This window comes from Sinanaerobacter chloroacetimidivorans (genome assembly GCF_018128545.1).
GTDB lineage: Bacteria > Bacillota > Clostridia > Peptostreptococcales > Anaerovoracaceae > Sinanaerobacter > Sinanaerobacter chloroacetimidivorans.
In genome coordinates, this window is the sequence record NZ_JAGSND010000019.1 from 51,116 (window position 1) to 65,724 (window position 14,609).

Sequence of the window (14,609 nt, forward strand, 5' to 3'; positions counted from 1 at the left end):
ATTTAGTAGGATAGGAACAATCTTACGGACAAAGTTCAGAGAAAGAGGTAATTATATATGTCGGAGCAATTTGTTATGATCATTCTGGTTTTGTTAACTTTCATTGCGGTATGTGTTTCACTGGCAGTGATTCTGAGTATGACCCGCCAGAGCAGCAGTACTTCAAATGAGGTAAAAACCTCGAGACAGGAAATGATTCATTACATACAATCAAGCTTTTCTCATTTAGGAGAACTTCTGACCGCCAGCCAAAAGCAGTCTACCGAAATTCAGGACAAGAGACTGCAGGAATTAAACCAACATTTGACACAAAGAAATGACATGCTGCAAAAGACTGTGAATGATATGCTTATTCAGGTGGAATCAAGGCTGAAGACCAATGCCATTGAAAACGAACAGAAATTGGAACAGATCAGAGCTACTATGGAAAACCGTATCACAGCCATGCAGGAGGATAACAGCAGAAAACTGGAGGAGATGCGGGCTACTGTGGATGAAAAGCTGCAGAAAACGCTGGAAGACCGTATCAGCAAATCTTTTCAGTTGGTTAGCGAAAGACTGGAGCAGGTTTATAAGGGGCTGGGAGAAATGCAAAGCCTGGCATCCGGTGTAGGAGACCTGAAAAAGGTACTTTCAAACGTGAAAACAAGAGGGATCCTTGGGGAAATCCAGTTGGGATCCATTTTAGAGCAGATTTTGTCTCCGGAACAGTATGAGGAAAATATCGTTACGAAAAAGGGCAGCTCTGAAAGGGTGGAGTTTGCTATTAAACTTCCCGGCGATGAAGAGGGAATTGTATATCTTCCCATCGATGCCAAATTTCCTGCAGATACCTACGCCAAACTCATGGATGCCTACGAAACCGGCAGCCCCGAAGAGATTGACCAGGCAGCTAAAATGCTGGAAAGAGCTATTAAAACCTTCGCCAAGTGCATTCATGATAAGTACATAGAACCGCCTCAGACGACGGATTTCGGTATTATGTTCCTGCCTTTTGAGGGGCTATATGCAGAAGTCGTTAGAAGGGGAATGGTAGAAACACTTCAGCGGGATTATAAAATCAATATTGCAGGTCCGACTACCATGGCCGCACTGCTGAACAGCCTTCAAATGGGATTTAAAACCTTAGCTATCCAAAAACATTCCAGTGAAGTTTGGAATGTACTTGGTGCTGTTAAGACTGAGTTTGATAAGTTCGGAGATGTACTGACCGCGACCCAGCAGAGAATCAATCAAGCCAATGCTGAGCTGGATAAGCTGATTGGCACCAGAACAAGAAAGATTCAAAGCAAACTGAGAAGCGTAGTCAGTCTTTCTGAGCAAAACAGCAGAGAGCTGCTGGGATTGGGGACCCTCGGTGATGAGGACCCTATTGAATTGGAAACAAGTGAGGAAGAGTAACATATGAGCATATATGCAATTGCAGATTTGCACCTGTCTTTTTCTGTAGAAAAACCCATGGATATTTATGGCGGTGAATGGGTAAATCACATCCAACGGCTCAAAAGTAACTGGGAATCCATGATTACAGAGGAAGATACGATAATTATCCCCGGTGACAGCTCCTGGGCCTTACGATATGAAGAGGCCTTGCCTGATCTTGCATGGATCAGTGATCTGCCCGGGAAAAAGGTGCTGATCAAAGGGAACCATGATCTTTGGTGGACTTCTGTCAGTAAACTGAATCAACTGTATCCCAATCTGTATTTCCTTCAAAATACCTTTTATGAGGCGGAAGGCTTTGCTATCTGCGGGACCAGGGGATGGATATGTCCCGGTGACGATGATTTTACACAGCACGATCAGAAAATCTATAAACGGGAGCTCGGCAGGCTGAAGCTATCCCTGGATGCGGCGGTAAAAGCAGGCTTTGGGAAAGATGGGCAAGAGGGAAGAAGCCGTATCATTGGAGTATTGCATTTTCCTCCCGTAGCTGACCTAAGTAAAAGCGCCGGCTTTCTCGATTTATTTGAAGAATATGGGGTTATCAAAGTTGTTTACGGCCATTTGCATGGGAAAGATGCTTACGGCAATGGGATAAAGGGTATCAGAAACGGAGTGGAGTATATTTTAACATCTACAGATTATTTGAAATGCATGCCTTACCGGCTGCTTTAACGAAGGGGGAAATATCATTGAACAGGGTTGTTTTAATCGTTTTGGACAGTTTAGGGATTGGTGCAATGCCGGATGCTGAAAATTATGGAGATGCGGGAGCGGATACCCTTGGACATATTGCAGCTTCCAAAACGGATTTCAGTATTCCAAATCTCATAAAGATGGGACTCGGAAACATTGACGGCGTTTCCAATATCGCAAAAGAGGAGAATCCAGCAGGATCCTTCGGCAGATTAGGGGAGCGTTCCAAAGGCAAGGATACGATCACCGGACATTGGGAAATTGCGGGACTATTAACGGAAGTGCCCTTTCAGACCTTTCCTGACGGCTTTCCAAAGGAGTTTATGAAAGAGTTTGAAGCTGCCATCGGCAGGGAAACCTTGGGGAATTATGCTGCCTCAGGAACGGAGATCATAGAAAAACTAGGGCCGGAGCATGAAAAAACGGGTAGACCTATCATTTATACCTCTGCTGACAGCGTTTTTCAGATTGCTGTCAATACGGCAGTCATTCCGTTGGAAGAGCTTTATCAGATCTGTGAAACAGCACGAAAGATGCTGATTGGGGATCTTCAGGTGGGCAGAGTTATTGCAAGACCTTATATTTTAGAAAATGGAAAACGAATCAGAACCTCAGACAGAAAGGATTATGCGGTTTCTCCTACAGGGAAAACCTTATTGGATCATGTAAAAGACAGCGGTAAGAAAGTTTATGCCATCGGTAAGATCAGTGATATCTTCAATGGACAGGGAGTTACCACTTCTGTTCATACCGACAGCAACCAGGATGGTATTACAAAGACCATTGAAGCACTGCGACTGGATTTTTCAGGTTTGATTTTTACAAACCTTGTGGATTTCGATTCAAAATATGGACATCGAAGGGATCCTATCGGCTATGGCAGATGCATTGAAGAATTTGACCGGCGTCTTCCGGAAATCCTGGAGGCCATGAAAGAAGAGGATGTTTTGATTCTTTGCGCGGATCACGGAAATGATCCCGTTCACTCCGGCTGGGATCACACGAGAGAATATGTGCCTGTGCTTCTTTACGGAAAGACCATCAAGTCCGGAATGAACCTAGGAACACGGAAAGCCTATGCAGATATTGGCGCTACCATTGCCGAGATGCTTTCCGCCAATCCTACGGTTATCGGAGAAAGCTTTTTCCAGCTATTGAAAAAAATATAAGAATAATAAATGATTCGGAAAAGATGCTTTGAAAGGGGATCAGGCAATATGAATATGGTTGATATTATTTATAAAAAAAGGGAAGGTCAGGTTCTTACCAAGGAAGAGATTGATTACTTCGTCACCGGCTATACGGACGGGAACATTCCCGATTACCAGGCAGCGGCCCTGCTTATGGCAATTTATTTTCGTGGGATGAACAAGGAAGAAACCTATGAGCTCACCAGAGCGATGAAATATTCCGGCGATACTGTAGACTTATCTCGGATCAAAGGAATTAAGGTGGATAAGCACAGCACCGGAGGGGTTGGGGATAAGACTACCTTGATTGTAGGGCCTCTGGCTGCCGCTTGCGGCGTTCCTATCGCAAAAATGTCGGGGAGAGGTCTTGGGTTTACCGGAGGTACGGTAGACAAGATGGAAGCTATTCCGGGATTTCGTACCACGGTGGATGCAGAGGATTTTATACATCTTGTCAATGATATCGGACTTTCCGTTATTGGCCAGACTTCTCATATTGCACCGGCCGATAAAAAAATATATGCACTTAGAGACGTCACTGCAACAGTAGATAATCTCAGTCTGATCACTTCCAGCATTATGAGTAAAAAGCTTGCTTCGGGAAGTGATGCCATTGTGCTGGATGTGAAATGCGGAAACGGCGCTTTTATGGAAAGCATGGAAGAAGCCGTTGAACTGGGAGAACTCATGGTTGAAATCGGGAAAGCAGACGGTAAGAAAACCATAGCTGTCATTACCGATATGAATCAGCCTCTTGGCTATGCAGTGGGAAACAGTTTGGAGGTTATGGAAGCCATTGACACCTTAAAGGGAAAAGGACCGGCTGATATTACCGAGCTTTCTCTTGTCCTGGCAGGTTACATGATCTATGCCGGAGAAAAAGCTTCTACCTATGAAGAGGGCTATAAAATGGCCGAAGAAGCATTGGAATCCGGCTCAGCACTAAAAAAACTAGCTGGGTTCATAGAAGGGCAGGGCGGAGATCCGCTGGTGACAGAGAACTATCTGCTGTTCCCTCAGCCAACCTGCCATCAGGACGTGATTGCGGACCGAGATGGATATATCGGAGAAATTGAAGCGAAAGCCATTGGATTAGCTTCTCAGCATTCCGGTGCCGGGAGGGCGAAAAAGGAAGATCAGATCGACCTTTCCGCGGGGATTCTCCTTCTTAAAAAGGTTGGAGATACGGTAAAGACAGGGGATATCCTTGCTACGGTTTACGGCAGGGATTCTGAGAAAGTTATGAAAGGTGCAGAGGAAGCCGGCAGGGCTTTTGAAGTCGTTGAGGATCGGCCGGAGAAAGAGGCATTAATTAAAAAAATAATTAAATAAGTGAATATCCTTTCTCCAACCCATTTGATTCCAAAATGGGTGGACGAAGAAATGTTGAAAATAGTCATAAAACCCCCATAAAATCAATATCTTATATAAGATTGATAGCGAGGGGGTTTTGTTGTGTATTATCTTAGAAAAATAGCAATCGGACTTGTGGTATTCATGTGTATGGCAATGGTACCATGGGCAGTATGTGCGGAGGAAGAGGAAACGGTCTCCGTTCTTTCCAGTGCGGTGGACACCGAGGGTACGGTCTTGCCATCTTCCGTAACAGGCGGTGCAATCGGCATGACTGTAGACGCGAAATCTGCCATACTGATTGATGCGGAAAGCGGAACGGTACTATTTGAACAAAATTCACACGATAGGCTGCCTCCTGCTAGTGTAACAAAGGTAATGACAATGCTTTTAATTATGGAAGCGGTAGATAGAGGGCAAATCAGCTTGCAGGATAAGGTTACCATTAGTGAGAAAGCTGCCAGTATGGGAGGCAGTCAGATGTACATGGAACCCGGTGAACAGCATGAGTTGGAAACCTTGATGAAAGGAATTGCAATAGCCAGTGCTAATGATGCCTGTGTGTCGGCAGCAGAATTTCATTCCGGCACAGTGGATATTTTTGTTGAAAATATGAATAAAAGAGCTGCAGAGCTTGGCATGAAGGATACGAATTTCGTGAATACAAACGGCCTTCCAGTAGCCAATCACTATACCAGCGCATATGATATAGCATTAATGTCGAAGGAATTATATAAACATAAAAAAACACAGGAATGGTTTAATACCTGGATGACGAACATCACCGTAGGTTTGCCCGGAAAGAAGCAGACAGAACTGGGACTCACCAATACAAACCGGATGATAAAAATTTATCCGGGAGCAAACGGCATCAAAACCGGATTTACACAGGAAGCAGGATACTGTCTGTCGGCTTCAGCCACAAAAGGAGACCTGACCCTGATCGCAGTGATCATGGGAAGTCCTGCATCCAATGTTCGTTTTGCAGAAACATCTAAGATGCTGGATTACGGTTTTGCAAATTATGATGCTGTCAAGCTTGCTGAAAAGGGAGAGCCTATGGGAACCGTCATGATTGAAAAAGGATCTCCAAATATGGTGAATGCAGTTACCCCTGAAAATATCAGCATTCTGGTGAAAAAAGGAGAGAAAGACGGGATCAGAGGAGATCTTGTCTTTGACGATTCAATTTATGCTCCCATTGCCAAAGGTGATCAAATCGGTGAAATTATCGTATATAAAAACGACCAGGAAATGGGAAGATATCCTGTTGTTGCAGAAGAAAATGTTGAGAAAGCAAGTTTGCTTGAGCTTTACATACGAATGATCAAGTCCTTGACATAAGCGTATGACCCTACACTGGAAAGTGCTAGCTGGTGTTTTTGAAAAGCTTTTCGATAAAACAATTATAGGGGGTAAAGTAAAATATGAATGAATACGTAATAGCCTTTTCTTCATTTTATAGAGCTGTTTATGCACAAGAAAGGCTACAGGAAAACCGAATTAGATCCACATTGAAAAAATTACCGCCAGACCTCTTAAGATCCTGCGGGTATGCAGTTTATTTAAAAACAAATTCCATATTTTCTGCACTGGACATTTTAGAAAAAAATCAAATTCTCGCAAGAGGGGTTTATGAAATAGAATATTTCAACGGAACCGCTAATTATAAACAAATCGCTTAAATAAATACGAAGATACCTCTATTTACATTTTCTTGAAGAAAGATTATAATCAAGCAAGAATGAGGAGGTGTCTTCGTGAATTTATTTTTTGTTGTTTTTCAAGGCATATCAGGACTAATCATCGGTTTCTTTACTCCGCACATATCAGATAAAGTGATGAAGGCAAAATGTCTGCAAAGGGATAAAGAGATACCCCCCAATCAGTTCCGAAACAAAATCGTCCATGGTTTCCTTTGTATCATCAATTCGGCTTTCTGGACGGCCGCTTCTTTCCTGATGGAGAATCCGCTAAGCGCTTTTTTCATTTCACTCCTTTTCACATTGGCTTTACTCTTTGCTATGATTGATTTCAGCATTCATCTGATTCCCAATGAAATGGTTCTGATCACTTTGTTTGTAGGGATTTTATTTCAGTTCACACAGTTCGGATGGAAGGATCTTCTGATAGCGTTTGTTTGCATGTTTGCTATGATGCTTCTGTTCACACTGGTAGGTTTTCTTGTCGGCTTGGGTAAAGTAGGTGCCGGGGATATTAAACTTGCAGGCATCATGGGCATTGCTCTGGGGTATCCGGCTCTTCTGACTGCCGTTTTAGTCATGAGTGCAGCTATAATCGCATATTGTTTTTTTGGAATCTGGTTTCGAAAATTAACTTTGGTATCCATGTTTCCCTTTGCCCCGTTTATGATGCTTGGAATGGCTGTCTCTTTAAGCTTGATTCTTATTCCTTCGTAAAAAATTACATTATTCGACAAATTATCCCCATTGCCTTTTGTAAAAATTGGTGCTATAGTCAAATCAAAAATAGAAAATATCGGAAAAATGCTATGTAAAAGGAAAGTGGGGAATTATCATGAAAAAATTTTTAAACTGGTTTGTAAAAGAAGAAAGCGGACAAGGAATGGTGGAGTATGGACTGATTCTAGGGTTGGTTGCATTAGCAGTAATCGCTGCTCTGACTGTTCTGGGAACAAAGATTAACGGTAAATTTGAAGCCATTAACAATTCGCTTTAATTTCAATTACAGCATCCTTAAGAAAGATACATATGAAGGGCCTCGGCTTTTGGCCGAGGCTTTTTCCTCTAAAGGATAGGTGGTGTTACGGTGATCAACATGAAAAAAGAGGAGGGCCAGGCCATGGTGGAATTCGCCCTGATGCTGCCTGTACTTCTTTTATTTCTTTGCGGTATCCTGGATTTCGGCTGGATCTTCGGCAATGAGCTACTGGCCAGCAATTCCACAAGAGAGGCTGCCCGGTATACGGCGATTCACTATTATGACAGCACGACAGATGACGATAAAGCCATTGCTGCCAGCATTATCGCTGCCAGCATGCCGTCTTTGAATAATACCGTCGTGACCCTTGACAAACCGGCAGGCTCTGAGGTCATTACCTTATCTCTGAAAGGGGAGATCCCTGTGCTAACCCCTTTCCTGTCGGCTATTTTGGGAGAAAATTTTACAATTAAAGCAAAAACCATTATGAGAGTGGAGAATTGATAAGACTGACCTATGATCGAAAGAGGTGGAATCCATGAAATCATTAAAGGGTTTTTATAAGAAATGGGCTGAAAAGCAGGATGGAGCCGTGGCCGTGATTGTAGCTTTGGCTTTAACTGTTATCTTGGGCAGTGTAGCCCTGGTAGCGGATTTGGGAATAGCGTATCTGGAGGCTTCCAGACTGCAGAATGCCTTGGACAGTGCTGCTCTGGCGGCGGTTCAGGAGCTTCCGGCAGCGAACGTATCCTCCGCTGAATGGACTTCGGCAGCTGCAATTGCCAACGAATACGCACAAGCCAACGGGCTTGATTCTGTCACATTAACTCCAATAACAAAGAATGGGAAAATAATGGGCGTCAAAGCTTCCGGGGATACGGAAGTGGAATATACCTTTGCCCGGATCCTTGGAAATGAAAGCGGAGCCGTCTGTCGGCTGGCATCAGCAGAGATGAAGCCTGTCAGCGGTGTGAAGGGGCTTGTTCCTCTTGCAGCATTGGATAGTATGATGACCACCATACAACCTGGCAACACCATAACGCTAAAGGTAGGAAAAGACCAGAATAAGGAATACCCGGATAACGGATGGTTCGGTGCTTTATCGCTGGGGGGATCCGGAGCCGAAGTATACGGCAACAATATTGTAGATGGCTACAGCGGTTATGTGACAACGGGATCGATCTTCTATACGGAAAACGGTAATATGGCAGGTCCAACCATTAGCAGTGTTACAGATCGGATCTATAAACCCGGAGAATACGATCATCGAAGCTGTACCTATGATAGTCATGAAGAAGACTGCCCTCGTTTGATAATTGCCCCCGTTGTTAAAATCATTGATGAGAGCGGGCATACAAAAGTTGAAGTAACAGGTTTCGCTTCCTTTTTTTTAGTGAGTGTGTCCGGGGATGCCGGTAAAGCAAGTATAGAAGCAAAATATATCAGCACAACAATACCTGGTGCATCCACAGAAGGATCTCCTAAAGATTATGGAGTTTACTCCATAAAGCTGACTCAATGATTCAATATAAAAAGACAAGAATTTATTTTATTTTTTAATTAATTATCAACAGATGTCTTTCATATGGAGGTTTCATCGTGAAAAAAGTAAAAGTATTTGCACTCTTATCCGCAGTGGTTACGGCACTGTTGATTTTCTTTTTTTTAAACTCCCTTAGCAGTATGAATGATGATGAGAAGATGAAAGTTATGACGGCAGCTATGGATATCCCTCCAAATGTTACCATAACGGAGGATATGATCACGGCTGCGGAGCTGCCTTTGACGGCGGTGATATCAGGTGTCATGACAGAACCGGATCAGGTCATCGGAAAGGTGGCAAAATCCGATATCCTTGCAGGAGAACAAATCCTGGGAGGCAAATTGATCTCTGTAGCGGACAATACGAATGGAACACTTGCTTATGCATTGGAGCCTGGAATGAGAGCCATAACGATAGCGGTGGATGTTACAACCGGATTATCCGGAATGCTGAAGCCTCAGGATAGGATCGATCTCATCGGTGAGTTTGAATATCAGAGCGCAGGTAAGCCTTTGGACTCCTACTCAAACTTACTGGCAGAAAATATAAAGATCCTGGCAGTGGATAATGTGCTGTCTGCGCAGGGTAAAGCGAACGGAGAAGGCAGTGCATATGTTACCATTACCCTGGAGGTCACTCCGAAACAGGCTATGGAGATCAGTCTGGCGGTATATAAAGGGCAGCTACGTGCTGTTCTAAGATCTCCGTTGGATGAAGAAACAACCGGTTTACCGAATATTACGCTTGATAACATAATGGCAAACTGAAGAAAAAGGAGTACATAATCATGAAGATAAATGTAATGTTGGTAAGCAAACTGGAAAAAAATATTAAAGTAATGAAAAACTTTATTGAAGATGAGGAAATCCATATTGTAGGGGATTCTACAACAGGTTCTGTAGCTTTGGACAAAATTGAAAACCTGATGCCTGATATTATTATCATGACGCTGGGTACCGGTGACAATGATGTGCTGAGCCTTGCTGAAAGGGTGTTCCTGCACAGGCCCAGGACCCATGTCATTTTGCTGGCAGAATACATAGACGTGGAGATTCTCCAAAGTGCCATTGCTATCGGGGTGCATAATGTCAGGGAATTTCCTGCTTCATCGAAGGAATTTGCCGAGTATATCAAATCTGTTTATCATAATGAAAATTCGCGTATCAAGGCATTAAATGAAAAACAGAATCTATCATGGATGTCAAGAGTAGTAACGGTTTTCGGTGCCAAAGGCGGTTTGGGTAAAACCACCATCGCGGTTAATCTAGCCGTGAAGCTGGCCCAAAGCAATAAAAAAGTGGCCTTGGTGGATCTGGATCTTCAATTCGGTGACATTCACATTTTTTTAGATATTGATCCTTCGGATACCATATCAGAGTTGGTACAGGAATTTTTTACTTCCAATATTGATTCCGTACGCAGCTTTATGACGGTTCATTCCAGCGGGATCCATATTTTGTCTTCTCCTAAAAGTCCTGAATACGCAGAAATCATATCAGCGGAAAAAATCCAAAGCTTGCTGAGCCTTCTGCGCACTTACTATGACTATGTTGTGATCGATACACCTCCGTTCTTTACGGAGGTGACGTTAACGGCTTTGGAAAGCTCATCCACCATCCTGTTTGTAACAGGTCTTGATATTTCTATCTTAAAAAATTCAAAGGTTAGTTTATCTTTATTGGATTCCCTTCAGCAAACCGATAAAATTCGTTTGATTGTTAACCGGGCAGTAGACATGAGCTCTATCACGATCAACGATGTACAGAGTATACTCGGATGTCCTATTTGGGCCAAAATACCCAGTGACTATAAAGTAGCGGTCACTGCCTTGAACAGAGGGATTCCGTTTGTCTTAAGCAATCCGGGGAGCAAGCTGTCACAATCTATTGAAGATGTTGCCAGACTTCTTTTGGATGGAGAAGGTGAAAACAGTGAAAAGAAAGGAAACCTGTTTCCGGTCAATCCGCAAGAAAAAGTGAAAATCGGAAAATTAAAATCCTTTCTCAAAAAAGAGAAAAAATAACATCACTGCTGCAATCGGACCAAAGAATGGGGGTAAGTAAATGAGTTTATTGGAGAGACTGGAAAAGCAAAAATCAGCAACCGCAGTACCGGATCCGGAACATTCCGGGAGCAGCATCAGCGGAGCAGGCGGTACGGAAATCTTTCATGATGAATATGCTGAGCTGAAAGAGATCATACATAAAGAAATCATTGAACAGATTAATCTTGAAGCATCCGGAGGAATCCCATCCGAAGAAAACCAGGAGGAGTATCTGTTAAAAACTCTTGAAATGCTGATTGACGAAAAACCCGTCTCCATTTCCAGAGCAGATCGTTCCCGTCTGATTCGGGAGTTGTATCATATTGTGGCCGGCTTGGGGCCTTTGGAACCCCTGCTGGATGATCCTGAAATAACGGAGATCATGGTCAATGGTCCATGGCAGGTGTATATAGAGAGAAGGGGAAAAATAGAACTTTCTACAGCTAAATTTAAAGATCATGCACATGTCATGCATGTCATTAACAGAATTGTTTCTTCTGTAGGGAGGCATATTGATGAGGCAAGTCCCATGGTGGATGCGCGTCTTGACGATGGTTCCCGGTTTAATGCCATTATTCCTCCCCTGGCATTGAACGGTCCTACCATAACCATTCGTAAATTTTCAAAAAAGCCCTTTACGGTAAATGATCTGATTCGATTTACCTCCGTATCTCCGAAAATGATGTCATTTTTGGAAGCCTGTGTCAAAGGGAGAATGAATATTATCGTATCCGGAGGTACAGGAAGCGGTAAAACCACCTTGCTGAACGTTCTTTCAGGCTTCATTCCCAATACGGAACGTATTGTTACCATTGAGGATGCAGCAGAGCTGCAGCTCAGGCAGGATCATGTGGTCACGCTGGAAAGCAGGCCGCCGAATCTGGAGGGAGCAGGGCAGGTTACCATTCGGGATCTTGTAAGAAATTCATTGCGTATGAGGCCTGACAGGATCATCGTCGGTGAGGTTCGATCAGAGGAAACCTTGGACATGCTCCAAGCCATGAACACCGGACATGAAGGCTCCTTGACCACTGCCCATGCCAATTCCCCCAGAGAACTCATGTCCCGCTTGGAAACAATGGTACTGATGGCGGGAATGGAGCTTCCCGTTAAAGCAATACGGGAGCAGATCTCTTCAGCCATAGATATTGTGGTACATCAGTCACGTCTGAAGGACGGATCCAGAAAGGTTGTGAATATTACTGAAATCGTGGGTATGGAAGGTGACACCATAACATTGCAGGATATTTTTTATTTTAAGCCGGAAGGCTTGGATGCCAGCGGAAAATTGACCGGTAATTTTTACTCAACAGGAATACGGCCGAGCTTTCTTGAAAAAATAGCGTCCTGCGGTGTTTTAGTGAAAGATGATTGGTTTATGAACTGAGGTGTGAAATGATACAGATACTGCTGATTTCTATTTCCAGTGGCTTGCTTGTATATTTTCTGGTTCATCTGAAAACACCGATTTCTGAAAAGGAGATCGTGAAGGAGAGAATCAAAAAATACTTCCGGAAGAGTTCAATAGATGATATTGAAGATCAGGTAATACGGGAACGTTATGAAAAAGCGCAGAAAAAAAAGAATATGAACAAACTGGTAAGCAAGGAATTTTCCGATTACGTTGCTTCATCAGGGGTTCGATTGACTGCAAATGAGTTTTTGTATGCCTGGATCGGTTCCGTTTTTATTCCTATGTTTCTATTTTCTCTCGTTGGCTTGCATATTATCACAGTGACAGCAATGGGAATCCTTGGTTTCGTAGTACCTCCTCTGCTGCTGCAGCGAGCCAGAAGAAAAAGACAGGAGCTTTTCAGCAGGCAGCTGGGAGAGGCGCTGGTAATCATGGGGAATGCGGTAAAGGGAGGCTTTTCCTTCCGACAGGCAATGGAAAGTGTCGCTTCGGATATGCAGACGCCTATCGCTGCGGAGTTTGAACGGGCCATCAGAGAGATACACTTTGGGGTGCCTCAGGAAGAAGCCCTGCTTCATATGACGGAACGTATGAAAAACAGGGACCTGGATCTGTTGGTATCGGCTGTTCTCACTTCAGCCAAGGTAGGGGGTAACCTGTCGGATATTATGGATGTCATCGCCAATACCATCAAGGACCGGATCCGGATCAAGCAGGAAGTTCGAGTTCTTACATCGTCAGGGCGAATTTCTGCCTTGATTATTGGACTGCTTCCGCTGATCCTTTTTATCGCACTGATGTTTATTAATCCGGAGTATGTCAAATACTTCATCAATAGTTTTTTAGGAAATATCATGTTGGTTATCAGTGTAATTCTTGAACTTATCGGTTTCTTAGCAATTAGGAAAATTGCGGATATTCAATATTGAGGGATTTTCTTATGATGATATATTTGATAGCGGTCACGGCAGGAATGCTGATTTATACACTTATTTTTATAAAATTAAGCAGTTATGGCCAACAGAAGGATTTAATAAAAAAAAGACTTCACTCTGTTGCCGATCACAAGAAAAATTTTTCATTGGATGAAGAGCTGAGCAAGCCATTGTCCGAACGTATTTTCAAACCATTATTTAAAAATATACTTCAGGGAATCAGAAGGTTTATACCGGAAGAAAGAACCGCAAATGGGAAAGCCCAAAGCAGTCAAAGCATAAAGTTAAAAAAACAGCTGCGACAGGCAGGCATAAAAATATCGGTAAATGAGTATCATCTGGTTCGTCTTATGGTTATGTTCGGATCAGGTGCGATTTTAGCGATGATTTCCTTATCACTGGATTTGCCGTTATTCGGTATTTTTTTTCTCGGAATGATTGGCATTTATGCAGCCTTTGTGATTCTAAGATTTCATCTGGCGAGGAGGATTTCTTATCGACACAGCGAAATGCAGAAAATGCTGCCGGAAGTATTGGATATGCTGAGCGTCAGTGTGGAGGCGGGACTTGGATTGGAACAGGCCATGGTGCATGTGGTCAATCATTTTGAGGGGCCTCTCATTGATGAAATAGCCATAACGAATCGGGAAATGTCCATGGGCAGAAATCGAAAAGAAGCGCTGCTCCTTCTGGGTGACAGGTGTGAGATTGAAGAGATGAAAACCTTTGTCAGAGCCATTGTACAAGCTATGCAGCTGGGAATTTCCATCAAGAACGTGCTTCGTTCCCAATCTGCATTAATGCGCCAGACCAGGAGAAATAAAATTGAGGAAAAGGCCATGCAGGTCTCGGTTAAAATCCTACTGCCGATGGCATTTTTCATATTTCCGGTCATTTTTATTGTTTTACTAGGACCTGCTTTTGTTAAAATTGCTGTTAATTTTTTATAGGGGTGGTAACATGATTCTTTACAGTGAAAATAAAGTAATCGCAAATCGTATTCAAATAGCAGATTCTTTCCTTGCAAGACTGATAGGTCTTTTAGGCAAAAAAAGCCTTTCTGAGGAAGAAGGTATGCTGCTTTTTCATTGTCCCGCCATTCATTGCTTTTTTATGAAGATGGCCATTGATGCTGTCTATTTATCAAATGAAATGAAGGTTCTTTACATTGAGACATTGAGACCCTGGAAGATGGGGAAGTATGTCAGAAAGGCGGCTCACGTACTGGAGCTTGCTGAAGGGACAGCACACGAAAAAATCAGATTGGGGGAGCAGCTGCAATTATCGGTGAATCAAGAATAGGAGGATC

16 protein-coding genes are annotated in these 14,609 nt (G+C 43.2%); all 16 read left to right on the forward strand.

From position 1 onward, the window contains the following. Positions 1–57: 57 nt before the first annotated feature. The 16 genes from KCX82_RS19315 to KCX82_RS19390 all read left to right on the forward strand — a co-directional run bounded on the left by KCX82_RS19315 (position 58) and on the right by KCX82_RS19390 (position 14,602). Positions 58–1,401, forward strand: coding sequence for a DNA recombination protein RmuC (locus KCX82_RS19315; RefSeq protein ID WP_227020132.1), 1,344 nt, complete (start codon positions 58–60; stop codon positions 1,399–1,401). A 3-nt stretch (positions 1,402–1,404) separates the two neighbouring features. Continuing rightward, entirely contained in the window at positions 1,405–2,118 is a 714-nt protein-coding gene (locus KCX82_RS19320) for a metallophosphoesterase (RefSeq protein ID WP_227020133.1), read from the forward strand. Between the two features lie 17 nt (positions 2,119–2,135). Continuing rightward, complete coding sequence (locus tag KCX82_RS19325; RefSeq protein ID WP_227020134.1) at positions 2,136–3,308, forward strand: phosphopentomutase; 1,173 nt, start codon at positions 2,136–2,138, stop codon at positions 3,306–3,308. Between the two features lie 48 nt (positions 3,309–3,356). Beyond that, positions 3,357–4,661 carry a pyrimidine-nucleoside phosphorylase gene (locus tag KCX82_RS19330; RefSeq protein WP_227020135.1) on the forward strand — a complete coding sequence of 435 codons (1,305 nt, stop codon included), beginning with the start codon at positions 3,357–3,359 and terminating at the stop codon, positions 4,659–4,661. Positions 4,662–4,784: 123 nt separating this feature from the next. Continuing rightward, a complete protein-coding gene (locus KCX82_RS19335; protein ID WP_227020136.1) occupies positions 4,785–6,026 on the forward strand; it encodes a D-alanyl-D-alanine carboxypeptidase family protein in 1,242 nt (413 codons plus the stop codon). Positions 6,027–6,109: 83 nt separating this feature from the next. Next, positions 6,110–6,367, forward strand: coding sequence for a putative Se/S carrier protein (locus tag KCX82_RS19340; RefSeq protein WP_227020137.1), 258 nt, complete (start codon positions 6,110–6,112; stop codon positions 6,365–6,367). 75 nt (positions 6,368–6,442) lie between these two features. Further along, positions 6,443–7,102 carry a prepilin peptidase gene (locus KCX82_RS19345; RefSeq protein WP_227020138.1) on the forward strand — a complete coding sequence of 220 codons (660 nt, stop codon included), beginning with the start codon at positions 6,443–6,445 and terminating at the stop codon, positions 7,100–7,102. A 118-nt stretch (positions 7,103–7,220) separates the two neighbouring features. Then, entirely contained in the window at positions 7,221–7,382 is a 162-nt protein-coding gene (locus KCX82_RS19350) for a Flp family type IVb pilin (protein ID WP_227020139.1), read from the forward strand. A gap of 99 nt (positions 7,383–7,481) precedes the next feature. After that, entirely contained in the window at positions 7,482–7,868 is a 387-nt protein-coding gene (locus KCX82_RS19355; RefSeq protein WP_227020154.1) for a TadE family protein, read from the forward strand. Positions 7,869–7,902: 34 nt separating this feature from the next. Continuing rightward, entirely contained in the window at positions 7,903–8,886 is a 984-nt protein-coding gene (locus KCX82_RS19360) for a pilus assembly protein TadG-related protein (protein WP_227020140.1), read from the forward strand. 77 nt (positions 8,887–8,963) lie between these two features. Next, positions 8,964–9,674 (forward strand): Flp pilus assembly protein CpaB, encoded by a 711-nt coding sequence (cpaB, locus tag KCX82_RS19365; protein WP_227020141.1) that lies wholly within the window; start codon positions 8,964–8,966, stop codon positions 9,672–9,674. A gap of 20 nt (positions 9,675–9,694) precedes the next feature. Then, positions 9,695–10,930: an AAA family ATPase gene (locus KCX82_RS19370; protein WP_227020142.1), complete on the forward strand. Its 1,236-nt coding sequence runs from the start codon at positions 9,695–9,697 to the stop codon at positions 10,928–10,930. A gap of 40 nt (positions 10,931–10,970) precedes the next feature. Further along, positions 10,971–12,338, forward strand: a complete 1,368-nt coding sequence (locus KCX82_RS19375) for a CpaF family protein (protein ID WP_227020143.1) — start codon at positions 10,971–10,973, stop codon at positions 12,336–12,338. Positions 12,339–12,346: 8 nt separating this feature from the next. Next, entirely contained in the window at positions 12,347–13,294 is a 948-nt protein-coding gene (locus KCX82_RS19380) for a type II secretion system F family protein (protein ID WP_227020144.1), read from the forward strand. Positions 13,295–13,305: 11 nt separating this feature from the next. Continuing rightward, the gene (locus tag KCX82_RS19385; RefSeq protein ID WP_227020145.1) at positions 13,306–14,250 is read left to right on the forward strand and encodes a type II secretion system F family protein; all 945 of its coding nucleotides are present in this window, start codon (positions 13,306–13,308) and stop codon (positions 14,248–14,250) included. A 10-nt stretch (positions 14,251–14,260) separates the two neighbouring features. Beyond that, entirely contained in the window at positions 14,261–14,602 is a 342-nt protein-coding gene (locus KCX82_RS19390; RefSeq protein ID WP_227020146.1) for a DUF192 domain-containing protein, read from the forward strand. The last annotated feature ends 7 nt before the right edge of the window (positions 14,603–14,609 follow it).

Bases quoted from the DNA above. Each gene is read 5' to 3' on its own strand.
- KCX82_RS19315 (WP_227020132.1), top strand. From the start codon at position 58: ATGTCGGAGCAATTTGTTATGATCATTCTGGTTTTGTTAACTTTCATT.
- KCX82_RS19320 (WP_227020133.1), top strand. From the start codon at position 1,405: ATGAGCATATATGCAATTGCAGATTTGCACCTGTCTTTTTCTGTAGAA.
- KCX82_RS19330 (WP_227020135.1), top strand. From the start codon at position 3,357: ATGAATATGGTTGATATTATTTATAAAAAAAGGGAAGGTCAGGTTCTT.
- KCX82_RS19340 (WP_227020137.1), top strand. From the start codon at position 6,110: ATGAATGAATACGTAATAGCCTTTTCTTCATTTTATAGAGCTGTTTAT.
- KCX82_RS19350 (WP_227020139.1), top strand. From the start codon at position 7,221: ATGAAAAAATTTTTAAACTGGTTTGTAAAAGAAGAAAGCGGACAAGGA.
- KCX82_RS19355 (WP_227020154.1), top strand. From the start codon at position 7,482: ATGAAAAAAGAGGAGGGCCAGGCCATGGTGGAATTCGCCCTGATGCTG.
- KCX82_RS19360 (WP_227020140.1), top strand. From the start codon at position 7,903: ATGAAATCATTAAAGGGTTTTTATAAGAAATGGGCTGAAAAGCAGGAT.
- KCX82_RS19370 (WP_227020142.1), top strand. From the start codon at position 9,695: ATGAAGATAAATGTAATGTTGGTAAGCAAACTGGAAAAAAATATTAAA.
- KCX82_RS19375 (WP_227020143.1), top strand. From the start codon at position 10,971: ATGAGTTTATTGGAGAGACTGGAAAAGCAAAAATCAGCAACCGCAGTA.
- KCX82_RS19380 (WP_227020144.1), top strand. From the start codon at position 12,347: ATGATACAGATACTGCTGATTTCTATTTCCAGTGGCTTGCTTGTATAT.
- KCX82_RS19385 (WP_227020145.1), top strand. From the start codon at position 13,306: ATGATGATATATTTGATAGCGGTCACGGCAGGAATGCTGATTTATACA.
- KCX82_RS19390 (WP_227020146.1), top strand. From the start codon at position 14,261: ATGATTCTTTACAGTGAAAATAAAGTAATCGCAAATCGTATTCAAATA.